This window comes from Microcoleus sp. D3_18_C4 (assembly GCF_036702355.1).
Classification (GTDB): Bacteria; Cyanobacteriota; Cyanobacteriia; order Cyanobacteriales; family Microcoleaceae; genus Microcoleus.
On the sequence record NZ_JAUBTF010000010.1, the window covers coordinates 128,556 to 147,330 of the forward strand.

16 protein-coding genes and 1 pseudogene are annotated in these 18,775 nt (G+C 46.4%); 8 read left to right on the forward strand and 9 right to left on the reverse strand.

The window, feature by feature from the left end; genetic code table 11:
• Window positions 1-510 precede the first annotated feature (510 nt).
• A complete protein-coding gene (locus QUA90_RS07590) occupies window positions 511-2,631 on the reverse strand; it encodes a ShlB/FhaC/HecB family hemolysin secretion/activation protein (RefSeq protein WP_333444713.1) in 2,121 nt (706 codons plus the stop codon).
• Between the two features lie 266 nt (window positions 2,632-2,897).
• Complete coding sequence (locus tag QUA90_RS07595) at window positions 2,898-3,764, reverse strand: DUF928 domain-containing protein (RefSeq protein WP_333383523.1); 867 nt, start codon at window positions 3,762-3,764, stop codon at window positions 2,898-2,900.
• A gap of 422 nt (window positions 3,765-4,186) precedes the next feature.
• Here QUA90_RS07595 and QUA90_RS07600 point away from each other — a divergent pair, with 422 nt between their 5' ends.
• Both QUA90_RS07600 and QUA90_RS07605 read left to right on the forward strand, forming a co-directional pair.
• Window positions 4,187-5,878 carry a transglutaminase domain-containing protein gene (locus QUA90_RS07600; RefSeq protein WP_333444732.1) on the forward strand — a complete coding sequence of 564 codons (1,692 nt, stop codon included), beginning with the start codon at window positions 4,187-4,189 and terminating at the stop codon, window positions 5,876-5,878.
• 108 nt (window positions 5,879-5,986) lie between these two features.
• Window positions 5,987-6,127, forward strand: coding sequence for a hypothetical protein (locus tag QUA90_RS07605; protein ID WP_006631167.1), 141 nt, complete (start codon window positions 5,987-5,989; stop codon window positions 6,125-6,127).
• A 351-nt stretch (window positions 6,128-6,478) separates the two neighbouring features.
• Here the strand turns inward: QUA90_RS07605 and QUA90_RS07610 are convergent, their stop codons facing one another.
• Together QUA90_RS07610 and QUA90_RS07615 are read right to left on the reverse strand one after the other, a co-directional pair.
• Window positions 6,479-7,465, reverse strand: coding sequence for an aldo/keto reductase (locus QUA90_RS07610; RefSeq protein ID WP_333444715.1), 987 nt, complete (start codon window positions 7,463-7,465; stop codon window positions 6,479-6,481).
• Window positions 7,466-7,609: 144 nt separating this feature from the next.
• Window positions 7,610-8,503, reverse strand: coding sequence for an alpha/beta fold hydrolase (locus QUA90_RS07615; RefSeq protein ID WP_333324826.1), 894 nt, complete (start codon window positions 8,501-8,503; stop codon window positions 7,610-7,612).
• 697 nt (window positions 8,504-9,200) lie between these two features.
• On the opposite strand from QUA90_RS07615, the gene QUA90_RS07620 reads away from it, so the two are divergent.
• On the forward strand, window positions 9,201-9,689 hold the full coding sequence (locus QUA90_RS07620; protein ID WP_333083403.1) for an anti-sigma regulatory factor: 489 nt from the start codon (window positions 9,201-9,203) through the stop codon (window positions 9,687-9,689).
• Window positions 9,690-9,960: 271 nt separating this feature from the next.
• On the opposite strand, the gene QUA90_RS07625 is transcribed toward QUA90_RS07620, so the two are convergent.
• The gene (locus QUA90_RS07625) at window positions 9,961-10,236 is read right to left on the reverse strand and encodes a DUF6439 family protein (RefSeq protein WP_333324830.1); all 276 of its coding nucleotides are present in this window, start codon (window positions 10,234-10,236) and stop codon (window positions 9,961-9,963) included.
• 211 nt (window positions 10,237-10,447) lie between these two features.
• Between QUA90_RS07625 and QUA90_RS07630 the strand changes: the two genes are divergently transcribed.
• Window positions 10,448-10,813: a DUF2203 domain-containing protein gene (locus QUA90_RS07630; protein WP_333324832.1), complete on the forward strand. Its 366-nt coding sequence runs from the start codon at window positions 10,448-10,450 to the stop codon at window positions 10,811-10,813.
• Between the two features lie 112 nt (window positions 10,814-10,925).
• A complete protein-coding gene (asnS, locus tag QUA90_RS07635) occupies window positions 10,926-12,317 on the forward strand; it encodes an asparagine--tRNA ligase (RefSeq protein ID WP_333324834.1) in 1,392 nt (463 codons plus the stop codon).
• A 95-nt stretch (window positions 12,318-12,412) separates the two neighbouring features.
• On the opposite strand, the gene QUA90_RS07640 is transcribed toward asnS, so the two are convergent.
• Window positions 12,413-13,894, reverse strand: coding sequence for a pitrilysin family protein (locus QUA90_RS07640; protein WP_333444735.1), 1,482 nt, complete (start codon window positions 13,892-13,894; stop codon window positions 12,413-12,415).
• 221 nt (window positions 13,895-14,115) lie between these two features.
• Complete coding sequence (locus QUA90_RS07645) at window positions 14,116-15,711, reverse strand: pitrilysin family protein (protein WP_333444718.1); 1,596 nt, start codon at window positions 15,709-15,711, stop codon at window positions 14,116-14,118.
• Window positions 15,712-15,993: 282 nt separating this feature from the next.
• Here QUA90_RS07645 and QUA90_RS07650 point away from each other — a divergent pair, with 282 nt between their 5' ends.
• Window positions 15,994-16,611 (forward strand): TetR/AcrR family transcriptional regulator, encoded by a 618-nt coding sequence (locus QUA90_RS07650; protein ID WP_333083393.1) that lies wholly within the window; start codon window positions 15,994-15,996, stop codon window positions 16,609-16,611.
• 84 nt (window positions 16,612-16,695) lie between these two features.
• Here QUA90_RS07650 and QUA90_RS07655 read toward each other — a convergent pair whose 3' ends face one another.
• On the reverse strand, window positions 16,696-17,058 hold the full coding sequence (locus QUA90_RS07655) for a hypothetical protein (protein ID WP_333324839.1): 363 nt from the start codon (window positions 17,056-17,058) through the stop codon (window positions 16,696-16,698).
• Between the two features lie 75 nt (window positions 17,059-17,133).
• Here QUA90_RS07655 and QUA90_RS07660 point away from each other — a divergent pair.
• Window positions 17,134-17,376: pseudogene (locus QUA90_RS07660) on the forward strand (TetR/AcrR family transcriptional regulator); the annotation flags it as partial.
• 50 nt (window positions 17,377-17,426) lie between these two features.
• On the opposite strand, the gene QUA90_RS07665 reads toward QUA90_RS07660, so the two are convergent.
• Complete coding sequence (locus QUA90_RS07665) at window positions 17,427-17,789, reverse strand: hypothetical protein (RefSeq protein WP_333083390.1); 363 nt, start codon at window positions 17,787-17,789, stop codon at window positions 17,427-17,429.
• 120 nt (window positions 17,790-17,909) lie between these two features.
• Here QUA90_RS07665 and QUA90_RS07670 point away from each other — a divergent pair, with 120 nt between their 5' ends.
• Window positions 17,910-18,698 (forward strand): cobalamin biosynthesis protein, encoded by a 789-nt coding sequence (locus QUA90_RS07670; protein WP_333444720.1) that lies wholly within the window; start codon window positions 17,910-17,912, stop codon window positions 18,696-18,698.
• The last annotated feature ends 77 nt before the right edge of the window (window positions 18,699-18,775 follow it).

Genomic DNA, 18,775 nt, shown 5'->3' on the forward strand with positions numbered 1-18,775 from the left:
TAAAAGCCAAAAGCTATAGTTTTTTGGATAGGCAAATCTGCTTAGCGTTGGCTCATTTTTTACAGAGGTCATCAAAATTAAGATGGGCTGGCGGTTAGTTGTCAGAAAAAATTATTTATGTTAAGGACAAACTCTATCATTTTTCATAATCTTTGTCTGTCATTGGCTGCGTCAAGGGTGAGGAAAAGACGTTAAGGGAAGTAACTTGAATCGGCGGCGGGGCGTTGGCTCGTCGATGTTATTATTTTGTGACCGGATGAATGGGGTTTGTAAAGCGAGCTGATTTTTCTCAAGGGACTGCTACCTGGGTCTAATATCAACTCCGGTAGCGTGGGAATTAATATTACCCCCAGTCAGGACACCGCGAGTGCCTAAGCCCTCATATGTTGCACCATTCTCAATTAGCCTTTTAGGAACAGGCAAGATGCCTGTTCCACAAGAAAATTTATATTTTGTGGAACAGGCATCTTGCCTGTTGCTGACAATGCTGCCAGATATCAGTAAGTCCCTTTAGGGTGTATAAATTATGTTGAAGTAAATGCCGTTATCTTGCAGATTGTCGCCTTTATCGCTAATTCTCACCAAAGGAAAAGCGTAATCTACTCGCAGGTTCACCCGCTGTATCGGTTCCCAGATTACCCCTAAACCTAAACCGGCTAAAAAGGTCTGATTGGTTAATGTATTAGGATTGTTCGCAACGTTCCATACGGTACCCGCATCCAAAAAAGGAGCCAATTGAAGTTTGGGATTTCCCGAAGCATCGCGCTGCAAAGTAATCCGATCTTCGATAGAAACTCGGAAGCCGTTATCGCCAGAACGGACATTTTGGCGATAGCCGCGCAAAGATTGCCCGCCGCCAATTACAAATTGCTGGGAAGGCAACAAACTATTAGCTGACAACTGCAAGTCTGACTGCAAAATTAATAAATGTTTGTCATTCAATCGCTGTACTCGCTGCACTTGACCCAGCCAACTCAAAAATTGTCCGTCGGGATCGGAACCTTCGTTTTGAGTAGCATCAAACAAGCTAGTGCCGATCGTAAATTGCGATCGCAAGGCCCAAGCACCCTGCGGGTCGCGCCGAATGTAGTCCTGTCCCAGCTTAATTGCACTCGTAGTGGTGACACCATTGGAGTCCGGGCCGATGCCAAAAGGAGTCGGTTCGCCGGCGACAAAAGTTCTGCCTGTCTGATAAGTAAAACCGGCAGATAAGGCAAATTCTTCGATCGGCGTTCTCCGCAGTGGCTGGCGGTAACTAACTTCAAATAAATGCGATTTTCCCGAAATATCAAAAGTATCAAAAGGTGCTTGCACAATACTGTTGCGGTTCGGGGCTGCCCTCAATTGCAAAGTGCCGTTCATCGCATTTAGCGGCACGCGATAGCTGAAATCAAACACGTCTGAATCGCCGAGCGATCGATAATAAGCCCCTGCCAGTTCGTCGCCATTTCCTGTTATATTGCGGTGTCGCAAACTAACTCCCAATCTTTCCGAACCGACACTGGGAGGCGAGTAATTGTCAATGCTGAAAGTAGGTTGAAATGGATTAGCTTCCGAGATTCGGACTATCAGAATGCTCTCGCCTTCATTATCCCCAGCCCGCAGACTGGCTTCTACATTGTCAAATAAAGGATCGACTCGCAGCAGCCGGAGTTGGTCTTCTAATGAAGCTGTGCTTAAAGGCATTCCCGCACCGAGACGAATCCGGCTGCGGATGTAACTCGGATTCAATCTTTTAGTTCCTTCTACCTCAATTCGGGCCAGCTTGCCTTCGATAACTTGAATTTGGACTACCCCTGCGGTGATAGTTTGGGGCGGCAAGACTGCTCTCGAAGTGATGTAGCCACGATTGAGGTAAATTTCGGTAATTTTGTCGGCGATTTGTTTGAGCTGTTCTAGGGTGGTAGAACGGCCTTCTAAGGGGTTGACTAAGGCATTAATTTCATCTTGGCTTAAAATTGTGCTGCCAACTACTTGAATTTTTTGCACCTCAATTGGTGTATTCGGGAGGGTTGGGGGAACTGGCGACGGGGACGGCGGCGCTACTGTGGGTGGTACTTGGGGAGGTTCTGGGGAAGGCTGGGGGGCTGGTTGCAGAAATCGATCGCGATTTGGATCGGGCTCCGTCGGCGGCGGTGGCAGGTTTGGAGGCAGCGAGGGTTGGTTCTGGGCTAAAAGATGATTGCAATCTAGCGGGTTCTGACATTGGGGATCGCTGTCAACCAGATTTGTTTGTTCGGGCAAGATGCCCCCACCACAAGCAGTTCCATCGATTGTGGAACAGGCTTCTTGGCTGTTCTCGGCGGGGTTCGATTGTGTTTCTGGTTCAGGGTTGGTCTCGATCGAATCGGGAAGCTGATTTAAGTTTGTTGCTGTTTCATCCTGCTTGATTTCCAGTTTTTGCAGTGCTAATACTTGATTGCCCGTATCTGCTGAGTTGTCAGCGGCGACAGGCAACAGAGAAATATCGTTTGTTTGGGATATAGCTTTATTGGCATAAAAGCAAGCCATCGGCAGTGCAGTTAGAAGTGAAATCCCCAACCGAAATAGTGCAATATTTGCATTCGGGCGCATAATTAATAATTTCTCTAAAATAAGTTTGTCGGCTGCTTCACTATGCCAGTTTATCATTTAGTATTAGGCGAAATTTGACCATCAAAATTTCCCCCGTTCGCCTTTCAAGATGCCAGAAGTCCGAACTGCTGATCAGTACACAAATTTTAATTTATTTAGGACGATCGACCAAACAACCCGCAACAGGCAAAAATCATCTGTGGCGCTGCCAAATACCATTTTAGATTTTAGATTTTAGATTTTAGAATTGGCAATGACTTATGGCTATCAGGGTTTGGGGCACGGGCCTACCGTTACATTCTTTGCGTGAAACTGGTATTGAATTATTTTCTTGTGATCGGTGTTATTTCACTGGCGACTAAGGGTTCTTGGGCTATTTTGCCGAGTTCGACTGAGTTCAAAACTGCTGACCACTTGATCGCTAAACTGGAATCGCTGGGAGACTGGAGACGCAATTTAGCTAGAGTTGCCAGGTACTCGTACCAGAGATTTTGTTGGGCGAAGATGCTGAGCTTGGTGAGATCGGACGATCGATCCAACTCTGTTTTCACGCTTGGAGCGACAGCAGTGCGGTTGATCCACCCGGAAACGAGAACATCATCTTGTGTATTTTTGGGGTTGCATTTGATAGTAAAGTACCATTGATAGTTTTTGCCAACTTCCAGGGCTGGCGAGTTGTCGTCGGAGCCAAGGCTGACGCTAACGACACCTGCACGGCTAGTTACCATGCGAAAACTTTTTTTGTATAGTGTTTTGTCCCTTTGGTCTGCTAACTCAAACTGAACTGTTTTGTCGAGGGCTACGGGAAGGTAGTAGAAAAATGTTGGCTTTGCTGATATGGTTTGCCCCATAGTTGATTGGGGAATCAAGGCAGTTAAGGCAGTTGTGGCCGTGGGGCATTCTAAGCCGCGGGTTCCTCCCCCTTCCCGCCTTCCGGGTACTCCGTCCTCCGGCGGTTGAAAGCTATTCCACGCCGCTCCCAATTGCTGGCTGTTCGGTCTGCTTCCGCTGGGTTCAGGGGGTTGAACTGTTTGCCAGTTGAGGGGTAGCTGCGGTGGTGAGGCGCGCTGGACAAGGTTTGCGGGGCTTTTGAGAGCCTCTGCTGGTATTAAAAAACTACCGGCGGCAACTGCCTCTAAAGACAGAATTAAGGAAAGAGCACCGATATTTAGAGCAGACTTCAAAGCCATGACGAACCTGCCTTCTGATGAACCTAGGAACTTTATCGCACGGTTTTATTCTATCCAAGGTTTTGACGGATATCGTAATCTGTTGTACTTAATTTATATCTTCAGGCAGATACGATTATTTGGGTCGATCTGCTCAACATAGAATTCTCTGTCGCGTTTGTCAGTGGTAGCTTAGTAGTTATACTTACTTCCATTCACTGCTGCAGGTTGGGTTGAGCTTGTTAAACCCAACTTTGACAAAGACTAATATTCGGGGTCTTTTAACTCTAGCAAGAGGCTACAACGCCTCTTTTCGTAAAAACACCTGGTTGATGCGTCAGTCCTGGATATCAGGAAACTCGGCAATTTTGCTGGTGAACCTCAAGCGCTCGGCTACAAGTTACAAATCAGTTTTTCTGTACAATACCGGCAAGAAATTTAGCATGAATCTCGATTCACCTGTTCTCTCGGACAAACAGCCTTCGGGGCTGCGGATGGTCAGACCCATCGGAGTCTTGGCACTGCACGGCATTGCTTTTTTAGGAAATAGGTTGTTCGCTGTCGATCGCGCCGAAGGGCTGCTATTGGAGATCGATCGAGAAAGTGACAACACTACTGTTTTGAATCCATTTCAAACGGCTAAGTTTACCGGCGCAACGGGGCTGGCTATTTCGGAAGATACTCTCTGGTTTGCGCGGGATGAGGATATTTGTTGCTGTCGGGGCGCAATTCGGGACGGGGCGATCGCTGAACTCAAACCGGAACATTTTGTTTCACTTTCTTATCCTGCTGACGGGATTGCTGTTTGGAAATCTACGCTTTATGTGACTTGCCAGAGATTAAACTCGATTCTGGTTTTTGACCTGAAAACTGGTCGGGAAATTACTCGGTTTTACGCTCCCGGTATTGGGGTAGAAAATATTACAGTCCGGGATGAGGAAATTTGGGTTTGCGACAAAACTGAGCAAACTGTTTACTGTTTGGAACGGGGAACTGGAGAGATTAAATTTAGCGTTTTGACTCCCTTTGAGTCGCCTTCTGGTTTGGCTTTTCACAAGGATTCCGAAACGGGGGACGAGGTTCTGTACGTGGCTTATGCCGGGGATGAACTTTACATCCGAGATGACCCGAATTCGGAAGATCCTTTTCAGTTGACGAAGCGCGATCGCACTTTTATTCAGCCCTTGTCTTTTCACTACAATGAAGCTGACCGCTACGCTTTGTCAAACGGTTTTTTGATGGAAATGTCTTATGTGGAGGAACTGTCTCCTCTCGATGAGGTAGAAATCGAAAATTTAGAGTGGCGGATTGCTTTGCCTTCGGAAACTCATCGGCAAAAGGTAAGGAGTGTTACGCCGATTGGAATGCCTTTTACTGAGGAAATTCAGGAAGGAGAACGGGTGGCGGTGTTTAAGTTCGATCGGCTGCACCCTGGGGAACGCCGAATTTTCGGCTGGAAGGCATTGTTAGAAGTTCGATCAATTAAGTATCAGTTGTCACCTAGGGATGTCGAAAAGATTCCTAAGCTGTCGCCGGAGTTTGCAGCTAAGTATTTGGTGGATAACGACAATTTGGCGATGGATACGGAGATTGTGCGATCGGCTGCTGTGGCTGCCATTGGCTCAGAAACTAATATTCTCAGGCAGTTACTGAGCATTCGCAATTTTGTTTACGACCAACTTTCTTACGGGATTAGGCCTCACATTGACACTCCCGATATTGTATTACGCCGGGGCATCGGTTCTTGTGGCGAGTACGTGGGCTTGTTGTTGGCTTTGGCAAGGTTGAACCGGATTGCTTGCCGCACGATCGGGCGCTACAAGTGTCCGGCTTTTGCTGACAGAAAAGGTGTGTCGCTAGAGCCAGATTTCAATCACGTTTGGCTGGAATTTTACATTCCGGGTTTTGGCTGGGTGCCGATGGAATCTAATCCTGATGATATTCAAGACAGAGGCCCTTATCCGTTGCGATTTTTTATGGGTTTGGCTTGGTATCACGTAGAAATTGGCAAGGGAATTCGGTTTCAAAGTCTCACTAGCGGCGGTCTTCCTTTAAATAAGGAGGAGGTTTCCGTGGGAAGTCTGGCAATTAATCATGTGAGGTTTACAATTTTGTCAGAGTTGCCAGCAGTTTGAAGGGAGTGTTAACAGTTAACAGTTAGCCTTGAATATTCAACTGTTAATTGTTAACATTTTTCATCTAAAATCGAAAGTAGAAAATGTAAAATCAGAGGAAGAGGGGTTGTGGAATTTTCGATTGCTAATATTCTCGTTTTAGTTGCCTTTGTACTGCTGCTAACTGTGACTGGCGGTGTCGCTTATTTGACTTCTGTTGAGTGGCGCGATCGCAGGCGGTTAGATAAGGCGAAACGGAAAAAAAAGTAGCTTTTTGCTGTTGACAAAGTGCATATTTTATGATAAAAAACAAGGCGACCTGGTTGGCTCGCCTTGTTTTGTGATTTGAGGTATTTTCACCGCAGATGATATCAAGTTTAGTAACATAAACGTTGCAGGTTCGTAGTGAGGACTTGAGTTTTCATACAAAACTATGATTCATATCGTTTCCGGTTGGATCGGAAGGATTTAACCACAGAGAACGCAGAGAACACAGAGGGAGACAAGAAAGATGAATAATTCCGATGAAGCGTGGATTTGAGATCGCGGGCGTCCCGCCCGCGCCACAATAAAAACACTAAAATAAACACAGATGAAAAAGGGAATTTTGGAGTTGATATCTTAAGTCCACTGTCTGAAAAATGTATTTTCTTGCCAAGCGGCGGCGGTGCGTTTTTCAAGTGCTGCCATTTCTGTTGTGTTCAGGGGTTTGAATGCTTGGGCGACTTTAAAGTTTTCTTCTAATTGCTTTACTGAGTCGGCGGCGATGATGCAGCAGTGCACGCCGGGAAGTGAAAGCGTGTAGCCCATTGCTTGGTGCATTCCATCTAAAACACCGTTTTGAAATAATTTGCCGTAAGCGGGTATTTTCATGGCTATGACGCCGATGTTTTTGGCTTTGGCTACTGGTAAAGCGCTGGTAACAAAGGAGCGCGGATGATGTTTTTCGGCGGCGTTGAGGGAGATTAATGTTGTGTCGAAAGGATAGCGCTCCAGGCCTGCCACAATGATAGCAGGTTCGTGGTGTCCGGTGATGCCGGAAAAACGAATAATTTTTTGCTGTTTGGCTTCTTCTATCGCCTTTATTGCTCCTTTGGCACTGAAAATTTGGTCTAATTCGGCTTGGAATGAGACGTGGTGGAGTTGCCACAAGTCTAGTCGATCGGTTTGCAATCTTTTGAGCGATTGTTCTAAGTCTCTCCACGCGCCATCTCTGTCTCTGGCGGAGGTTTTTGTGGCTAGGAATATGCGCGATCGATATTTGGGCAAAACTTTGCCTAAGTTTTCTTCGCTGGGCCCGTACTCGGCCGCCGTGTCAAAATAGCGAATGCCTAGTTCGATCGCACGTTCAATTTGTACCGCTGCTTCTGCTTCTCTTCCCGGCTGCGACAGCGGTGTTTGTCCGCCTCCCCCCAAACCGAAAATCGGCACTTTCACGCCGGTGTTGCCTAACAGTCGTTCGGGCATTTTTACTGTGGTGGCCGCCTGGTTATTGGGTGCGGCTGCGATTTCCCGATCCTGCTGTTCGATCGCCTTAGCACCTGCAATGCCACCTGCAACAGCTATACTGCTCAATATAAAATTGCGACGAGTCTTTTTGCTGGTCATGGTTGGCATCTCCTCAGAATATGTAAGTATAAATTAACTGGCTTTATGTTGGCACAATAAATATATTTTTACTGCAAATCTGATTATTTTCCCCCTCTCCGAGGGAGGACACGGCCGGGGGAAATTTATCAAGATGCCGATCGATTATTGGTCAATTATCCATGCGCGAATCAGTTCGTTTATCTGTTCTGGTACTTCGTCGTGGGGACAGTGACCAGCTTTGATAAAGTGTTCTGTCAACTGCGGATAGTGTTTGCGAAATTTGGCGCTTCTTTCTGCGGAATTCATCCACGGATCGCCTTCTCCCCACAGCATTAGCAACCGACAGTTTAATTGACTTAGCAATACGTCGATTTTTTCGCCTTGGGGTGTTCGGAATACGGAGGCGAATACTTTGGGGGCACCGGGATCGCAGGAGGGAAGGTATATTTCTTCTACTAATTGGTCTGTGACGGCGCTTTGGTCGAGATATACTTTTTCTAGGGTTTTCCGAATTGTCGATCGCTGGCGCACGTACTGGAACAGCAGAAAACTTGCCCAATCTTGCTGAAATAAGGTTTTAGCTACTGCAGATATGGCTTTTTGCAAGGGCGGGGCTTCGGGTGCGGGCTGCGGTTCGCTGAAGGGGCCGGCGCTGTTGATTAATATGAGTCCCGCGGCTGATTCGGGGCGCTGGGCAGCTACACACAAGGCGGCGTAGCCTCCGAGGGAGTTGCCAGCTAGTACGGCGGGCCGGCCGATGATGTTGGTGATAAAGTCGTGGAGTTGGTCGCGCCAGAGGTCGCCGCTGTACTGCAATTCGGGTTTTGCCGATCGCCCGAATCCGATCAGGTCGATCGCCCAGACTTCAAAATCTTTGCTCAGGCCGCTGATATTTTTGCGCCAGTGGTCTGTGGATGCTCCAAAACCGTGAATTAACAGCAGGGGAGGGCGTTCTGGATGCCGATCGCTGGATCGAACGTAGTACACTGAATGCCCCCGCCACTGCCAGTAAGTGCCGGCTATGGGGGCTGCGGTGATGGCTGGGGTTGTTTGCATAATGTAAAGAAATAATTATTTACTTTAACTATTGTATCGCGATATTCAGATTTATATAGTTTGACCAACGCCTCGGAGTTTCGCCAGCAAAGGATTGGTCAATTTGGGCGAGTGCGGGAGATCGCGATCTCCCGCACTCAGGATTAATAAGTTTTGTAACAAATATTGATTTTGGGAGGGGCGCAGCAATGGGAGATATTTTGCCCGATCGCATTTGGGATAATAAATCGGGTTTTGGCTGCAACATACCTAGGTATGATGATTTGGCTGTTTGGCGGTCTGAGCAAGTTCTGGGCGATGGCGCTTGCCTAGGGGTGCGAGGGTCGAACCTGATTGGGGAGGGTCAAGGGATCGACTTTTTTATAGTTATTTGCGAGCTTTTCCAGGTGGGGATCGTTTGTTCAAGATGTGTGGACGGCTTCGGGGATGCAGCTAGCCGTTTGGTTGCTAGTTGGCCAAAGCCGAGATCAAAAATTTCGCTGCTGGGAGAACCTATAAGTAAAATTACTGATGGTTCTCTGCAGAAGTTTCTCAGAATCGCTGAATATTTTGTGACGTGGTTTGCTGTTCTTAATTGCTTGGATACTCTAAGATAGAAGTAGAGCTGCGCCGCTCAATTAATTAGCATTTTGAATACTAGGGAGCCAACTATGCAGGGTGTGAACTTTATCCACCTGAAAGTTAGGGAGTTTTCTGAGTGATTGCTATTTCACCTCGTCCCGTCGGACGCAATTGGATTACGATTAGCTTCGCTTCTACCCTATACCTTTGTCCTATTTTGGATCTGCTCCTAGCAGAGCTTCCGGATCACTGGCAAGCGGAATTGCGGTTGGGGCTTCAAGAAGCTTTGGTAAATGCTGCTAAGCATGGAAACAAGTTAGACCCCGGTAAAACTGTTGGAGTCCGTTTTTCGATCGTCCAAAACCAATATTGGTGGGTGATATCGGATGAAGGTTCTGGCTTTAAGGCCCCTTGCAGTTGTAACCTTTATACCGATGATTGCGACAGTCTCCTAGCAGAGGACGTTGCAGATAACTCTGGACTACCCCATGTGGAACAGGAATGCGGTAGGGGGTTGTTTATTCTTTACCAAATATTCGATCGGGTAGAGTGGAATTCTCAAGGTACAGAGTTACGGCTGTGCAAAGAACTTCCCAGTCGCTACCGGCTGCCTCGCTTGCGCTAGAACTGCTATTTGGCAGCAGTTTTTACCTCAGCTAGACCTGGAAATTTTTTCGTTCCCGGACTGAAGTTTGCAGTGAGAATTTGAACGCTCTGGCTATTGATAGCTGATCATAATGCAAAATGTTAGTTTTGAGTTAAAAAAGTATAAATCTTTTGAACTCACAATCGCGCTGCTCGATCGGGCGGCGCGATTGTCTAAGTTTTGAGCGACTAATCAAGTCAAAACTCCCAAATCAAAACCGCGAAGCGTTAGGAACAACGAAGCAATCTAATTATTTGCCGTGGGTGGGACAGGGAGGAGCAGATATCGATCGATCCAGCCATCCTGCTGCTTGGTTTAAGCGCGGGAGAGCTTCTTCAGGCTGTTTTTTGAGCAAAAACACCAAAGCGGCCGCAGCTTGCTCGCAGGCCCGCGCGGAACGGTTGGCTTTGAGGCGGTGCCAATCTTTTTCGTGGATGGCGAGGCGCCCGGCTAGAGCTTGGGCTAGTTCTACCGTGCTCAGCTCGTTGAGGTTGACAGTTTGGGTTGTTTGTGTAGTTTCAAGCATAGGTGGTAAGGAAGAAGGAAGAAGGAAGAAGGAAGAAGGAAAATGCGAGAAAATCAAGGGTTTCAGCAATTAAAAACGTTTTAAATGCCGATAAAGTTGCTATACTTATGTCTATTTGGCTAGAGTTCGTTAATTTAGAAAATATACTGCATATAATAACAATTTAATTGGAAATCGGTTTTTTTTATTATTGTCAGGTTTGCAGATCGAAATGCCTCAACAGCCGTCAGAGTTAAATCCGGAAGAGCAAGAAAGCGAGTTTGTTCAAGCGATCGCAGCAGTTGAGCGATCGCTCGCGGCAGTCAAAGAACGGTACACTCAAATTCAGGTTGATCGACAGCGCCAAGTCGAACTCGGCCATCGGCGCGAAGAAATCCGCCAGTCGGGGCGCCGAAATCCTTTGCCACCACTCAAAAAAGAATTGCGGGAAATTGAGCAAGAATTGGAAACTATCGAGTTGAATTTAGAAAGCAGCCTGTTTTCTTGGGGAAGCATAAAACAACCTTTTTGGCAAGCAGTTCGCTTTGGGGGACTCGGTATTTTGATCGGTTGGATTTTGAAATCCTATGCAGGTTGAACAATGTTGGGATTTTTGATTTTTTTATTTACCGCAGAGGGCGCAGAGGGCGCAGAGGAAGAGAAAAGAGAGAAATATGGTGCAAAATATTAAATAAACAGGAGTGGATATTATGACAAATCAACGAATAGCAGCAATTTTGCGTTCAGGTGAACCCGACGAAACTGTAACTGTTCAAGGCTGGGTTCGTACTAAGCGCGAATTGAAAGAGTTTGCCTTTGTCGAAGTCAACGATGGTTCGGCGATGGCCAACTTGCAAGTAGTCATAAATTCCGATTTGCCAGATTTTGAAAATGTACTGAAACAACTGAATACAGGTGCATCTCTAGAAGTGTCGGGAGTGCTGGTAGCATCTCCGGCAAAAGGACAGCGAATTGAGTTGAAAGCCTCACAAGTACAAGTTTACGGTGATGCAGACCCGCAAACTTATCCGTTGCAAAAAAAACGCCATTCCTTTGAATTTTTGCGGACAATCGCGCATTTGCGGCCGCGCACAAACACCCACGGTGCTGTCTTTCGAGTCCGCAATGCTTGTTCGGCGGCGGTACACCAATTTTTTCAAGAACGCGGTTTTTTGTGGGTTCATACTCCGATTATTGCTGCTAGCGACTGCGAAGGTGCGGGGGAAATGTTCGCCGTTACCAACTTTGATTTAAAGAATGTGCCGCGCACTGATTCGCAAGAGGTTGATTATGCTAAAGACTTTTTTGGAAAGCGCGCTTATTTAACAGTTAGCGGGCAGTTGGAAGCGGAAGTTATGGCGATGGCTTTCGGAAATGTTTACACTTTTGGCCCGACTTTCCGAGCGGAAAATTCTAATACTTCGCGGCATTTGGCTGAGTTTTGGATGATTGAACCGGAGATGGCTTTCTGTGATTTGCAGGGAGATATGGATTTGGCGGAGGCGTTTTTAAAGTATATTTTTAAATACGTTTTGGAGCGCTGCCCGGAAGATATGGAGTTTTTCAATGAGCGCATTGACAAAACGGTTTTGGCTACTGCTGAAAATATCATTAATAATCAGTTCGAGCGGATTACTTATACGGAGGCGATCGCACTTTTGGAAAAAGCAGACAAAAAGTTTGATTTCCCGGTAAGTTGGGGTTTAGATTTGCAGTCAGAACACGAGCGTTATTTGGCTGAGGACTTGTTTAAAAAGCCGACAATTGTCAGCGATTATCCCGTGGGGATTAAAGCATTTTATATGCGTTTAAATGATGACGAGAAAACGGTGCGAGCAATGGATGTTTTGGCTCCTAATATTGGGGAAATTATCGGCGGTTCGCAGCGGGAAGAAAGGCTGGATGTGTTGGAGCGGCGCATGGAAGCCCAGGGTATGAATAAGGAGGAATTGTGGTGGTATTTGGATTTGCGCCGCTACGGTACTGTGCCTCACGCTGGGTTTGGTTTGGGATTTGAGCGGTTAGTGCAGTTTATGACGGGAATGGGGAATATTCGGGATGTGATTCCGTTTCCAAGAGCGCCTTTGAGCATTGATTTTTAGTAGTAGGGACACGGCATTGCCGTGTCCTTACCTTGGGCGGAGGACAAGGCATTGCCGTCTCCTGAAAACAGAGGAATGCAAGCCTTTGTTACCGATTAAGTCGCTGGGGGAATTGTGATATCAACAGATTCCACTTTGACCGAAGTTCCCAAACTCGATAACGGCGGTTGAATAGCGGCAGTATTTCCCACTACTAATGTTACCAAATTTTCCGGTTTCAAGTAAGTCTTGGCTACGCGCTGCACGTCGGCAATTGTTGCTGTTTCGATGCTGCGGCGGTAGCGAAAAATGAAATCTTCGGGATAACCGTAGTATTCGTAGCGAATTAATCGCGACAAAGTTTGACTGGGATTTTCAAATTTGAAGATGAAAGAATTCAGGGTGGAATCTTTAGCATAAGCTAATTCTTCCGGGGTAATTGGTTCGGTGCGGATACGATCGATCTCGGCGCGAATTGCCTGGATAAATGGTACTGTGGCATCCGATCGCGTTTGGCCTCCTGCGACAAACACCCCCGGATAGTCAAACCTCGGACTCCAAGCCGCGTATACTGAATAAGCTAAGCCTTGGCGCGATCGCACGTTATTAAACAAACGACCACCGAAACCGTTCAAAACCCCATTCATCACGTCCAAAGCACCGTAATCTGGACTGCTGAGCATTCCGCCCAAATGTCCCATTTGCACGTAACTTTGACTTAATTGCGGCTGATTTACCAAAAATACGCCGCCCCCATTTGCTGGCGCTACGGTTGGTAGTGCAGGCACTTCTGCACCTTGACTCGGTTGCCAGTTGCCGAATTTTTGCTCGACGAGCGATCGCATTTTAGCTGTATCAAAATCGCCAGAAATACCCAAAATCATATTTTTGGGATGGAAATATTTCTGGTAGAAACTCACCAAATCGTCGCGGGAAATATTGGCGAGGGTTTTGTATTCTACCGTGCGCGCGTAAGGACTGCGATCGCCATAAATTAATTTTTGAAACTCGCGGCCGGTAATACCGTCAGGATCGTCATTGCGGCGGGCGATCGCACCTTGAGTTTGGTTCTTCGCTAAATCCAACTTTTCCTTAGCAAATATTGGCTCCCGAATCACTTCTGCAAATAAGTCAAATACGGGTTCCAAATCTTCAGCTAAAGCACTAAAATTAGCGCTGCCCGAACTAACATCAATCCCTGTTTCTACCGAAGCTGCTCGCTGTTCTAGCAACTGATTTAATTCATCAGCCGTATGCCAACTCGTGCCGCCAGTTCGCATCACTTCTCCCGTCAAACCTCCCAATCCAATTTTATCGGCAGGTTCAAAACGCTCGCCCGTGCGAAATAGCGCCGTTCCCCCGACTAACGGGAGTTCCCGGTCTTCCATCAGATACACCCGGATGCCATTTTTCAGCTCGAAGCGAGTGTATTTAGGCAGTTTAATTTCTGACAGCGGGGGAAATCTTAATTCGTCGTAGTGTTTGGGTGCCGCCGCAAAGGAAGGTAACAAATTAAACGTGCCCAGTGAAACAGTAAAAAAGCAAAGTGATAGCAGAAATAACTTTACTTTTTTCAGTCTCAATTTAGTCCTTTTCATTCTTTCTCCTAAGTTATACATTCTGACAAATGTTGACTGTTGACTGTTGACTGTTGACTGTTCGCTGTTGGCTGGAAAGCTCACCACTGACAACTGACAACTGACAACTGCCAACTGACAACTGCCAACTGACAACTGCCAACTGACAACTGCCAACTGACAACTGACAACTGACAACAGTCAACTGACAACAGTCAACTGACAACAGTCAACTGACTTCTTTACAGCGGCAAAAGCTTTCCAATCGTGCGATTTTCCGGGCGGAAAGTTGCCTGAGCGACACGCTGAATGTCAGCGGGAGTAACAGCGGCGATCGCATCCAATTCCTTGAACAAATTTCGCCACGAACCAGTTTTCACTTGATAGTCCACCAGCGCAAATGCCATGCCCATATTAGAATTGAGCGATCGCAACAAATCGGCTCTCGCCTGAGTTTTCACTCGCTCCAATTCCAAAGCAGAAACCGGCTCAGTTTTCAGGCGATCGATTTCCTTGCTCAAAGCTGCAGCTACTTCATCAACCGTGCGGCCCGGAGCAGTTTGAGCGTAAAATAACATCAAATTCGGATACTTTTCCCCCGGATAACCGCTGAAACCTTGAGCAGCCAGCGCCAATTGCTGCTCTTCTACCAAAGATTTGTAAAGCCGAGAAGTGCGGCCATCGCTGAGCAAAGAACCCATCATTTCATAAATGGCATTGTCGGGATGATTCATCGCCGGTTTGTGATACCCTTCCAAATACCAAGGTTGAGTTTTTAATTTCAGCGTGACTTCCTTCGTTTGCGTTTGGGGAGGTTCGACAATCTGCAATTCTGGAGGCGCTGGTGAAGCCTTGTAACGGCCGAAATAAATTTGAGCTAGTCGCTTCACCTCCGAAGCTTTCACGTCTCCTACCACCGCAACAGTCAGCTTGCTGGGGACGTAGTGAGTCTCGAAAAACTTCTGCACGTCACTGCGGGTGAGGTTTTTAATGTCTTCACTGTAGCCAATTACCGGGCGACGGTAGGGATGTACAGAGAAAGCTTTATTGGCAAAAGCTTCAACCATTTGTCCGATCGGAGAATTCTCGGTTCGCAGCCTGCGCTCTTCTAAAATTACCTGTTTTTCCTTGTAAAATTCCCGAAATACTGGTTCTAGAAATCGCTCAGATTCCAGCGACATCCACATTTCTAACTTGTTAGCTGGAAGGCTGTAAAAATACATTGTGGCGTCGGTGGAAGTAGCGGCATTTAGTCCGACTCCGCCTGCTTGTTCCACTATTTTGCCGAGTTCATTGCGCTTAACAAATTGCGAAGCTTCGGCTTCAACTTTGTCAAATTCTGCTTTTAATTGGGCGACTTCTTCAGTTTTGCCGCTGGCCTTGGCTGCTTGCATTTGCTCGAAGAGTTGGTCTTGTTTTTCTAGCAGCGGCTTTTCGGCTTGGTAGTCGGTAGTGCCGATTTTTGGCGTGCCTTTGAAGGCTAAATGTTCCAGATAGTGAGCGACGCCTGTTTGGCCGTCGGGTTCGTTTGCGCCGCCGACATCGGCGTGAATCAGAAACGATGCTACGGGCGCTCTGGGCCTTTCGAGTACGATAAATTTCATGCCGTTGTCGAGCTTAAATTCGCTGACTTGGCTGATTACTCGATCGAGCGACGGTTGAACAGAGACTGCTTGGGAGCCGCTAGCGGGGTTGGGGCGGGCGAGGGCGATTTCGGGAGAAAGTCCCCACCACAGCAGTACAGCGGCCAGCAGGGAGGCAATGAATCGAGTTTTGCTCACGGGCGATTCCCTACGGGATAGCTTCGCTTCACGGGGTTTTTGGAACTGCGGGGTCATTCGATTGTAGATTTTAGATTTTAGATTTTGGATTGTCAAACAAAAAAATGTTTGTGCTCGGTGGCCAGGCATTCTTTTCTAAGGATAAAGATTTTTGGAGGCATAAGCGATCTGTTGCGCCGCAGATGTTAGGCTGATACAGCAAATCTCAAAAAGGGTCTGGAGCCCGGCGAGGAGTTTTAAGTTTGGGATAAAAGCCGCGCACAACTTAAAACTTAACATTATTTAGCCATTTAGTCCCGAACCCGTAGTTCCAAGTTGCCAATTACCGATTGCAAAGCCATGCGAATTTTTAATCAGTCTCCTCCTTCTGAAACAGAAACTAAGAAGCGAATTTTACAAGCAGCTCAGCGGTTGTTTGCCCGCAGCGGATACGACGGCACGACAACTCGTGATTTAGCAGCGGCGGCGGGGGTAGCCGAGGGTACGCTATTTCGGCATTTTGATAATAAAAAAGCTATTTTGATTGAGGTGGCGACGGAAGGATGGGTGGAGTTGCTGACGGATTTGCTGACTGAATTGAGTGAGATGGGCAGTTACAAAGCAGTGGCTCAGGTGATGCGGCGGCGGATGCTGAATATCCGCGAGAATAGCGACATGATGCGGGTGTGTTTTTTGGAGGCGCAATTTCACCCGGATTTGCGCGACAGAATTCAGTTGGAAGTCATCGGAAAAATGAGCGATGTGGCTGAGGCTTTTTTTGAAACGGCGATGGAAAAAGGAGTTTATCGAAAGATGAATCCGAAGATTGTCGCTCAGGTATTTTTGGGAATGTTTGCAGTCGCGGGTTTCAGTCAAAATACGATTATGGAGCCGAATGCTTCTCCGCAAGAAATGCAGGAAATGGCTGAAGGACTCGCAGATATTTTTCTGAATGGGGTTTTGCTAAAAGATGAATAATTAGTTATGGGTTATTTATTGGTTGTTACTTATTGGTCATTATAATCAATAACCAATAACCAATAAGTAGTCACTACTCCCCACTTACTCTATAAACTCGTACATCTTTTGCACCCACTTCTCGCGATAATCCTGCCATTCATCCGTCACTACTTCCCAAGTTGTATTGCTTTCAAGTTCCAGCAAGAGACTTGATACTTCTTCTAGCGTCGAGGCTATATGACATTCTTCTACCCAACTTTCACGGATCATTTTCCAGAGACTTTGTACTGCTTCTCGCTGAAAATTTGATTCTAATTCAACTAGCAATTTGGCGAGGTGTTTTTCGTCACTTGCTGCTAACACCTCGCTCATCCAACAGTTGCGACGTTCTTTCCATTCTTCCGTCACTGCGTCCCCGTTTAGGTGGGCTTGAAACTCTAACAGTAATTGGTTTAGTTCTACCATATTAAATTTGGTCTTGTTTGCAGTTTGTGCTAGAATTGTACAAATTTTATTCATTTAGACTGTTGGTTTTTTATAATGAGCTATGTGGCTGAGATTTTTTGGAAAACTGCGATGGAAAAACAAGTTTATCTAAAGATGAATCCGAAGATTGTCGCTCAGGTATTTTTGGGAATGTTTGCAGTCGCGCCCTTCAGTCAAAATACGATTATGAAGCCGAATGCTTCTCGGCCGCAAATGCAGGAAATGGCTGAAGGACTCGCAGATATTTTTCTGAATGGGGTTTGGCTGAAAGATAAAGAATTAGTGATTAGTCATTAGGAAAATTTAGAGCCTGGAAACGCATATTTGCAGGCTCTTAACCCTCGAAACTACTCGTTAAACTTGTGCATTTCCTGTACCCATTTCTCGCGATTCTGCTGCCATTCATCTGTCACCGCTTTCCAATTGGTATTGGTTTCAAGTTCCAGCAATAAACTTGATACTTCTTGAACAATCGATGCTGCCAGACATTCTTGTACCCAACGGTCCCGACGCTCTTGCCACTGAATATCTACCGATTCCCACTGCAAGTTAGATTCCAATTCAACTAGCAATTCTGCTAGATATGTCAGGTTAACTGATGCTGCCACATCGCTCACCCAACTTTCCCGCCGCTCTATCCATTCTTTTGTCACTCCTTCCCATTTGAGGTTGCTTTCAAACTCTAACAGTAACTGATTTAGTTCTACCATCTTAAATGTTGGTTTTTTTGTAGTTTGTGCTACAATTATACCAAAATTTTCACTCAACAGAGTGTTAAGTTTTTTTTTAGATTGCGGTCGCAGTGAAACTAGAGAATAGATAACTGAAGAATGAGCGATGAATTTACTTTAGATATGCTAGACATTCCCAGCGGTTGGAGCCGGGGCGAAGGTGACTGGACTGGAGTGGCGGCGGCTCTTGCTAGAGGGGAAACTGTCGAAGTAATTCAAGAAGTTGGTTCTACTTTGTGGCACAACAGCCTGCCCGAAAAACATTCTTTGTATTGGGAGGGGGAAAATCTATCAACTATCAAAGCCCGAATTTGGATTAGTTTCACCCAGAGAAGATTTTCGCCGGAATCTGCTTTGCCAAAGGTTCAGTGGCATCCAAGAGTGTTGTGGATAGGGGTAGGTTGCGAACGCGGAACAGGGCGAGAATTAATCGAAACTGCGATTAAACAAGTATGCCGTGCTTATCATTTAGCGGAAAGTTCGATCGCAGGTATTGCTACAATAGACACTAAAGCAGGTGAAGTCGGCTTGTTAGAACTTTGTAAAGAGCGAAATTGGCCGTTACAAACCTTTGCGGCTGACATTTTAACTTCTGTAGAAGTCCCCAATCCTTCAAATATTGCAGCAAAAGCAGTCGGTACGCCCAGCGTAGCAGAAGCCGCAGCACTTTGTGCGATCGAAGAAATTTTAACCGCAGATGAACGCGAATATACGCAGATATCCATCAATCATCAGCGTCCATCTGCGTTTATCTGCGGTTCAAATCCCCTCTTAGTCCCTAAACAAATATTTCGCAACAAAAATCCCCCCCTTTCACAAGGAGGGGTTAGGGCGGGTTCTGCGGTAACAGTAGCGGTTGCAGTTTCCCCGATCGAGTATCTGGGATAATAGACCTCTTGCAAAAAAGATATATGTTATAATCAGAAGTTTTAAATTTAGCCCCCTAGAGCTAACTCATAATTGTA

Excerpts from the sequence above, each read along its gene's own strand:
- QUA90_RS07590 (WP_333444713.1), bottom strand. The coding sequence starts at position 2,631 with ATGATAAACTGGCATAGTGAAGCAGCCGACAAACTTATTTTAGAGAAA.
- QUA90_RS07630 (WP_333324832.1), top strand. The coding sequence starts at position 10,448 with ATGCCTCAACAGCCGTCAGAGTTAAATCCGGAAGAGCAAGAAAGCGAG.
- QUA90_RS07615 (WP_333324826.1), bottom strand. The coding sequence starts at position 8,503 with ATGCAAACAACCCCAGCCATCACCGCAGCCCCCATAGCCGGCACTTAC.
- QUA90_RS07650 (WP_333083393.1), top strand. The coding sequence starts at position 15,994 with ATGCGAATTTTTAATCAGTCTCCTCCTTCTGAAACAGAAACTAAGAAG.
- QUA90_RS07640 (WP_333444735.1), bottom strand. The coding sequence starts at position 13,894 with ATGAAAAGGACTAAATTGAGACTGAAAAAAGTAAAGTTATTTCTGCTA.
- QUA90_RS07670 (WP_333444720.1), top strand. The coding sequence starts at position 17,910 with ATGAGCGATGAATTTACTTTAGATATGCTAGACATTCCCAGCGGTTGG.
- asnS (WP_333324834.1), top strand. The coding sequence starts at position 10,926 with ATGACAAATCAACGAATAGCAGCAATTTTGCGTTCAGGTGAACCCGAC.
- QUA90_RS07655 (WP_333324839.1), bottom strand. The coding sequence starts at position 17,058 with ATGGTAGAACTAAACCAATTACTGTTAGAGTTTCAAGCCCACCTAAAC.
- QUA90_RS07645 (WP_333444718.1), bottom strand. The coding sequence starts at position 15,711 with ATGACCCCGCAGTTCCAAAAACCCCGTGAAGCGAAGCTATCCCGTAGG.
- QUA90_RS07625 (WP_333324830.1), bottom strand. The coding sequence starts at position 10,236 with ATGCTTGAAACTACACAAACAACCCAAACTGTCAACCTCAACGAGCTG.
- QUA90_RS07600 (WP_333444732.1), top strand. The coding sequence starts at position 4,187 with ATGAATCTCGATTCACCTGTTCTCTCGGACAAACAGCCTTCGGGGCTG.
- QUA90_RS07595 (WP_333383523.1), bottom strand. The coding sequence starts at position 3,764 with ATGGCTTTGAAGTCTGCTCTAAATATCGGTGCTCTTTCCTTAATTCTG.
- QUA90_RS07610 (WP_333444715.1), bottom strand. The coding sequence starts at position 7,465 with ATGACCAGCAAAAAGACTCGTCGCAATTTTATATTGAGCAGTATAGCT.
- QUA90_RS07665 (WP_333083390.1), bottom strand. The coding sequence starts at position 17,789 with ATGGTAGAACTAAATCAGTTACTGTTAGAGTTTGAAAGCAACCTCAAA.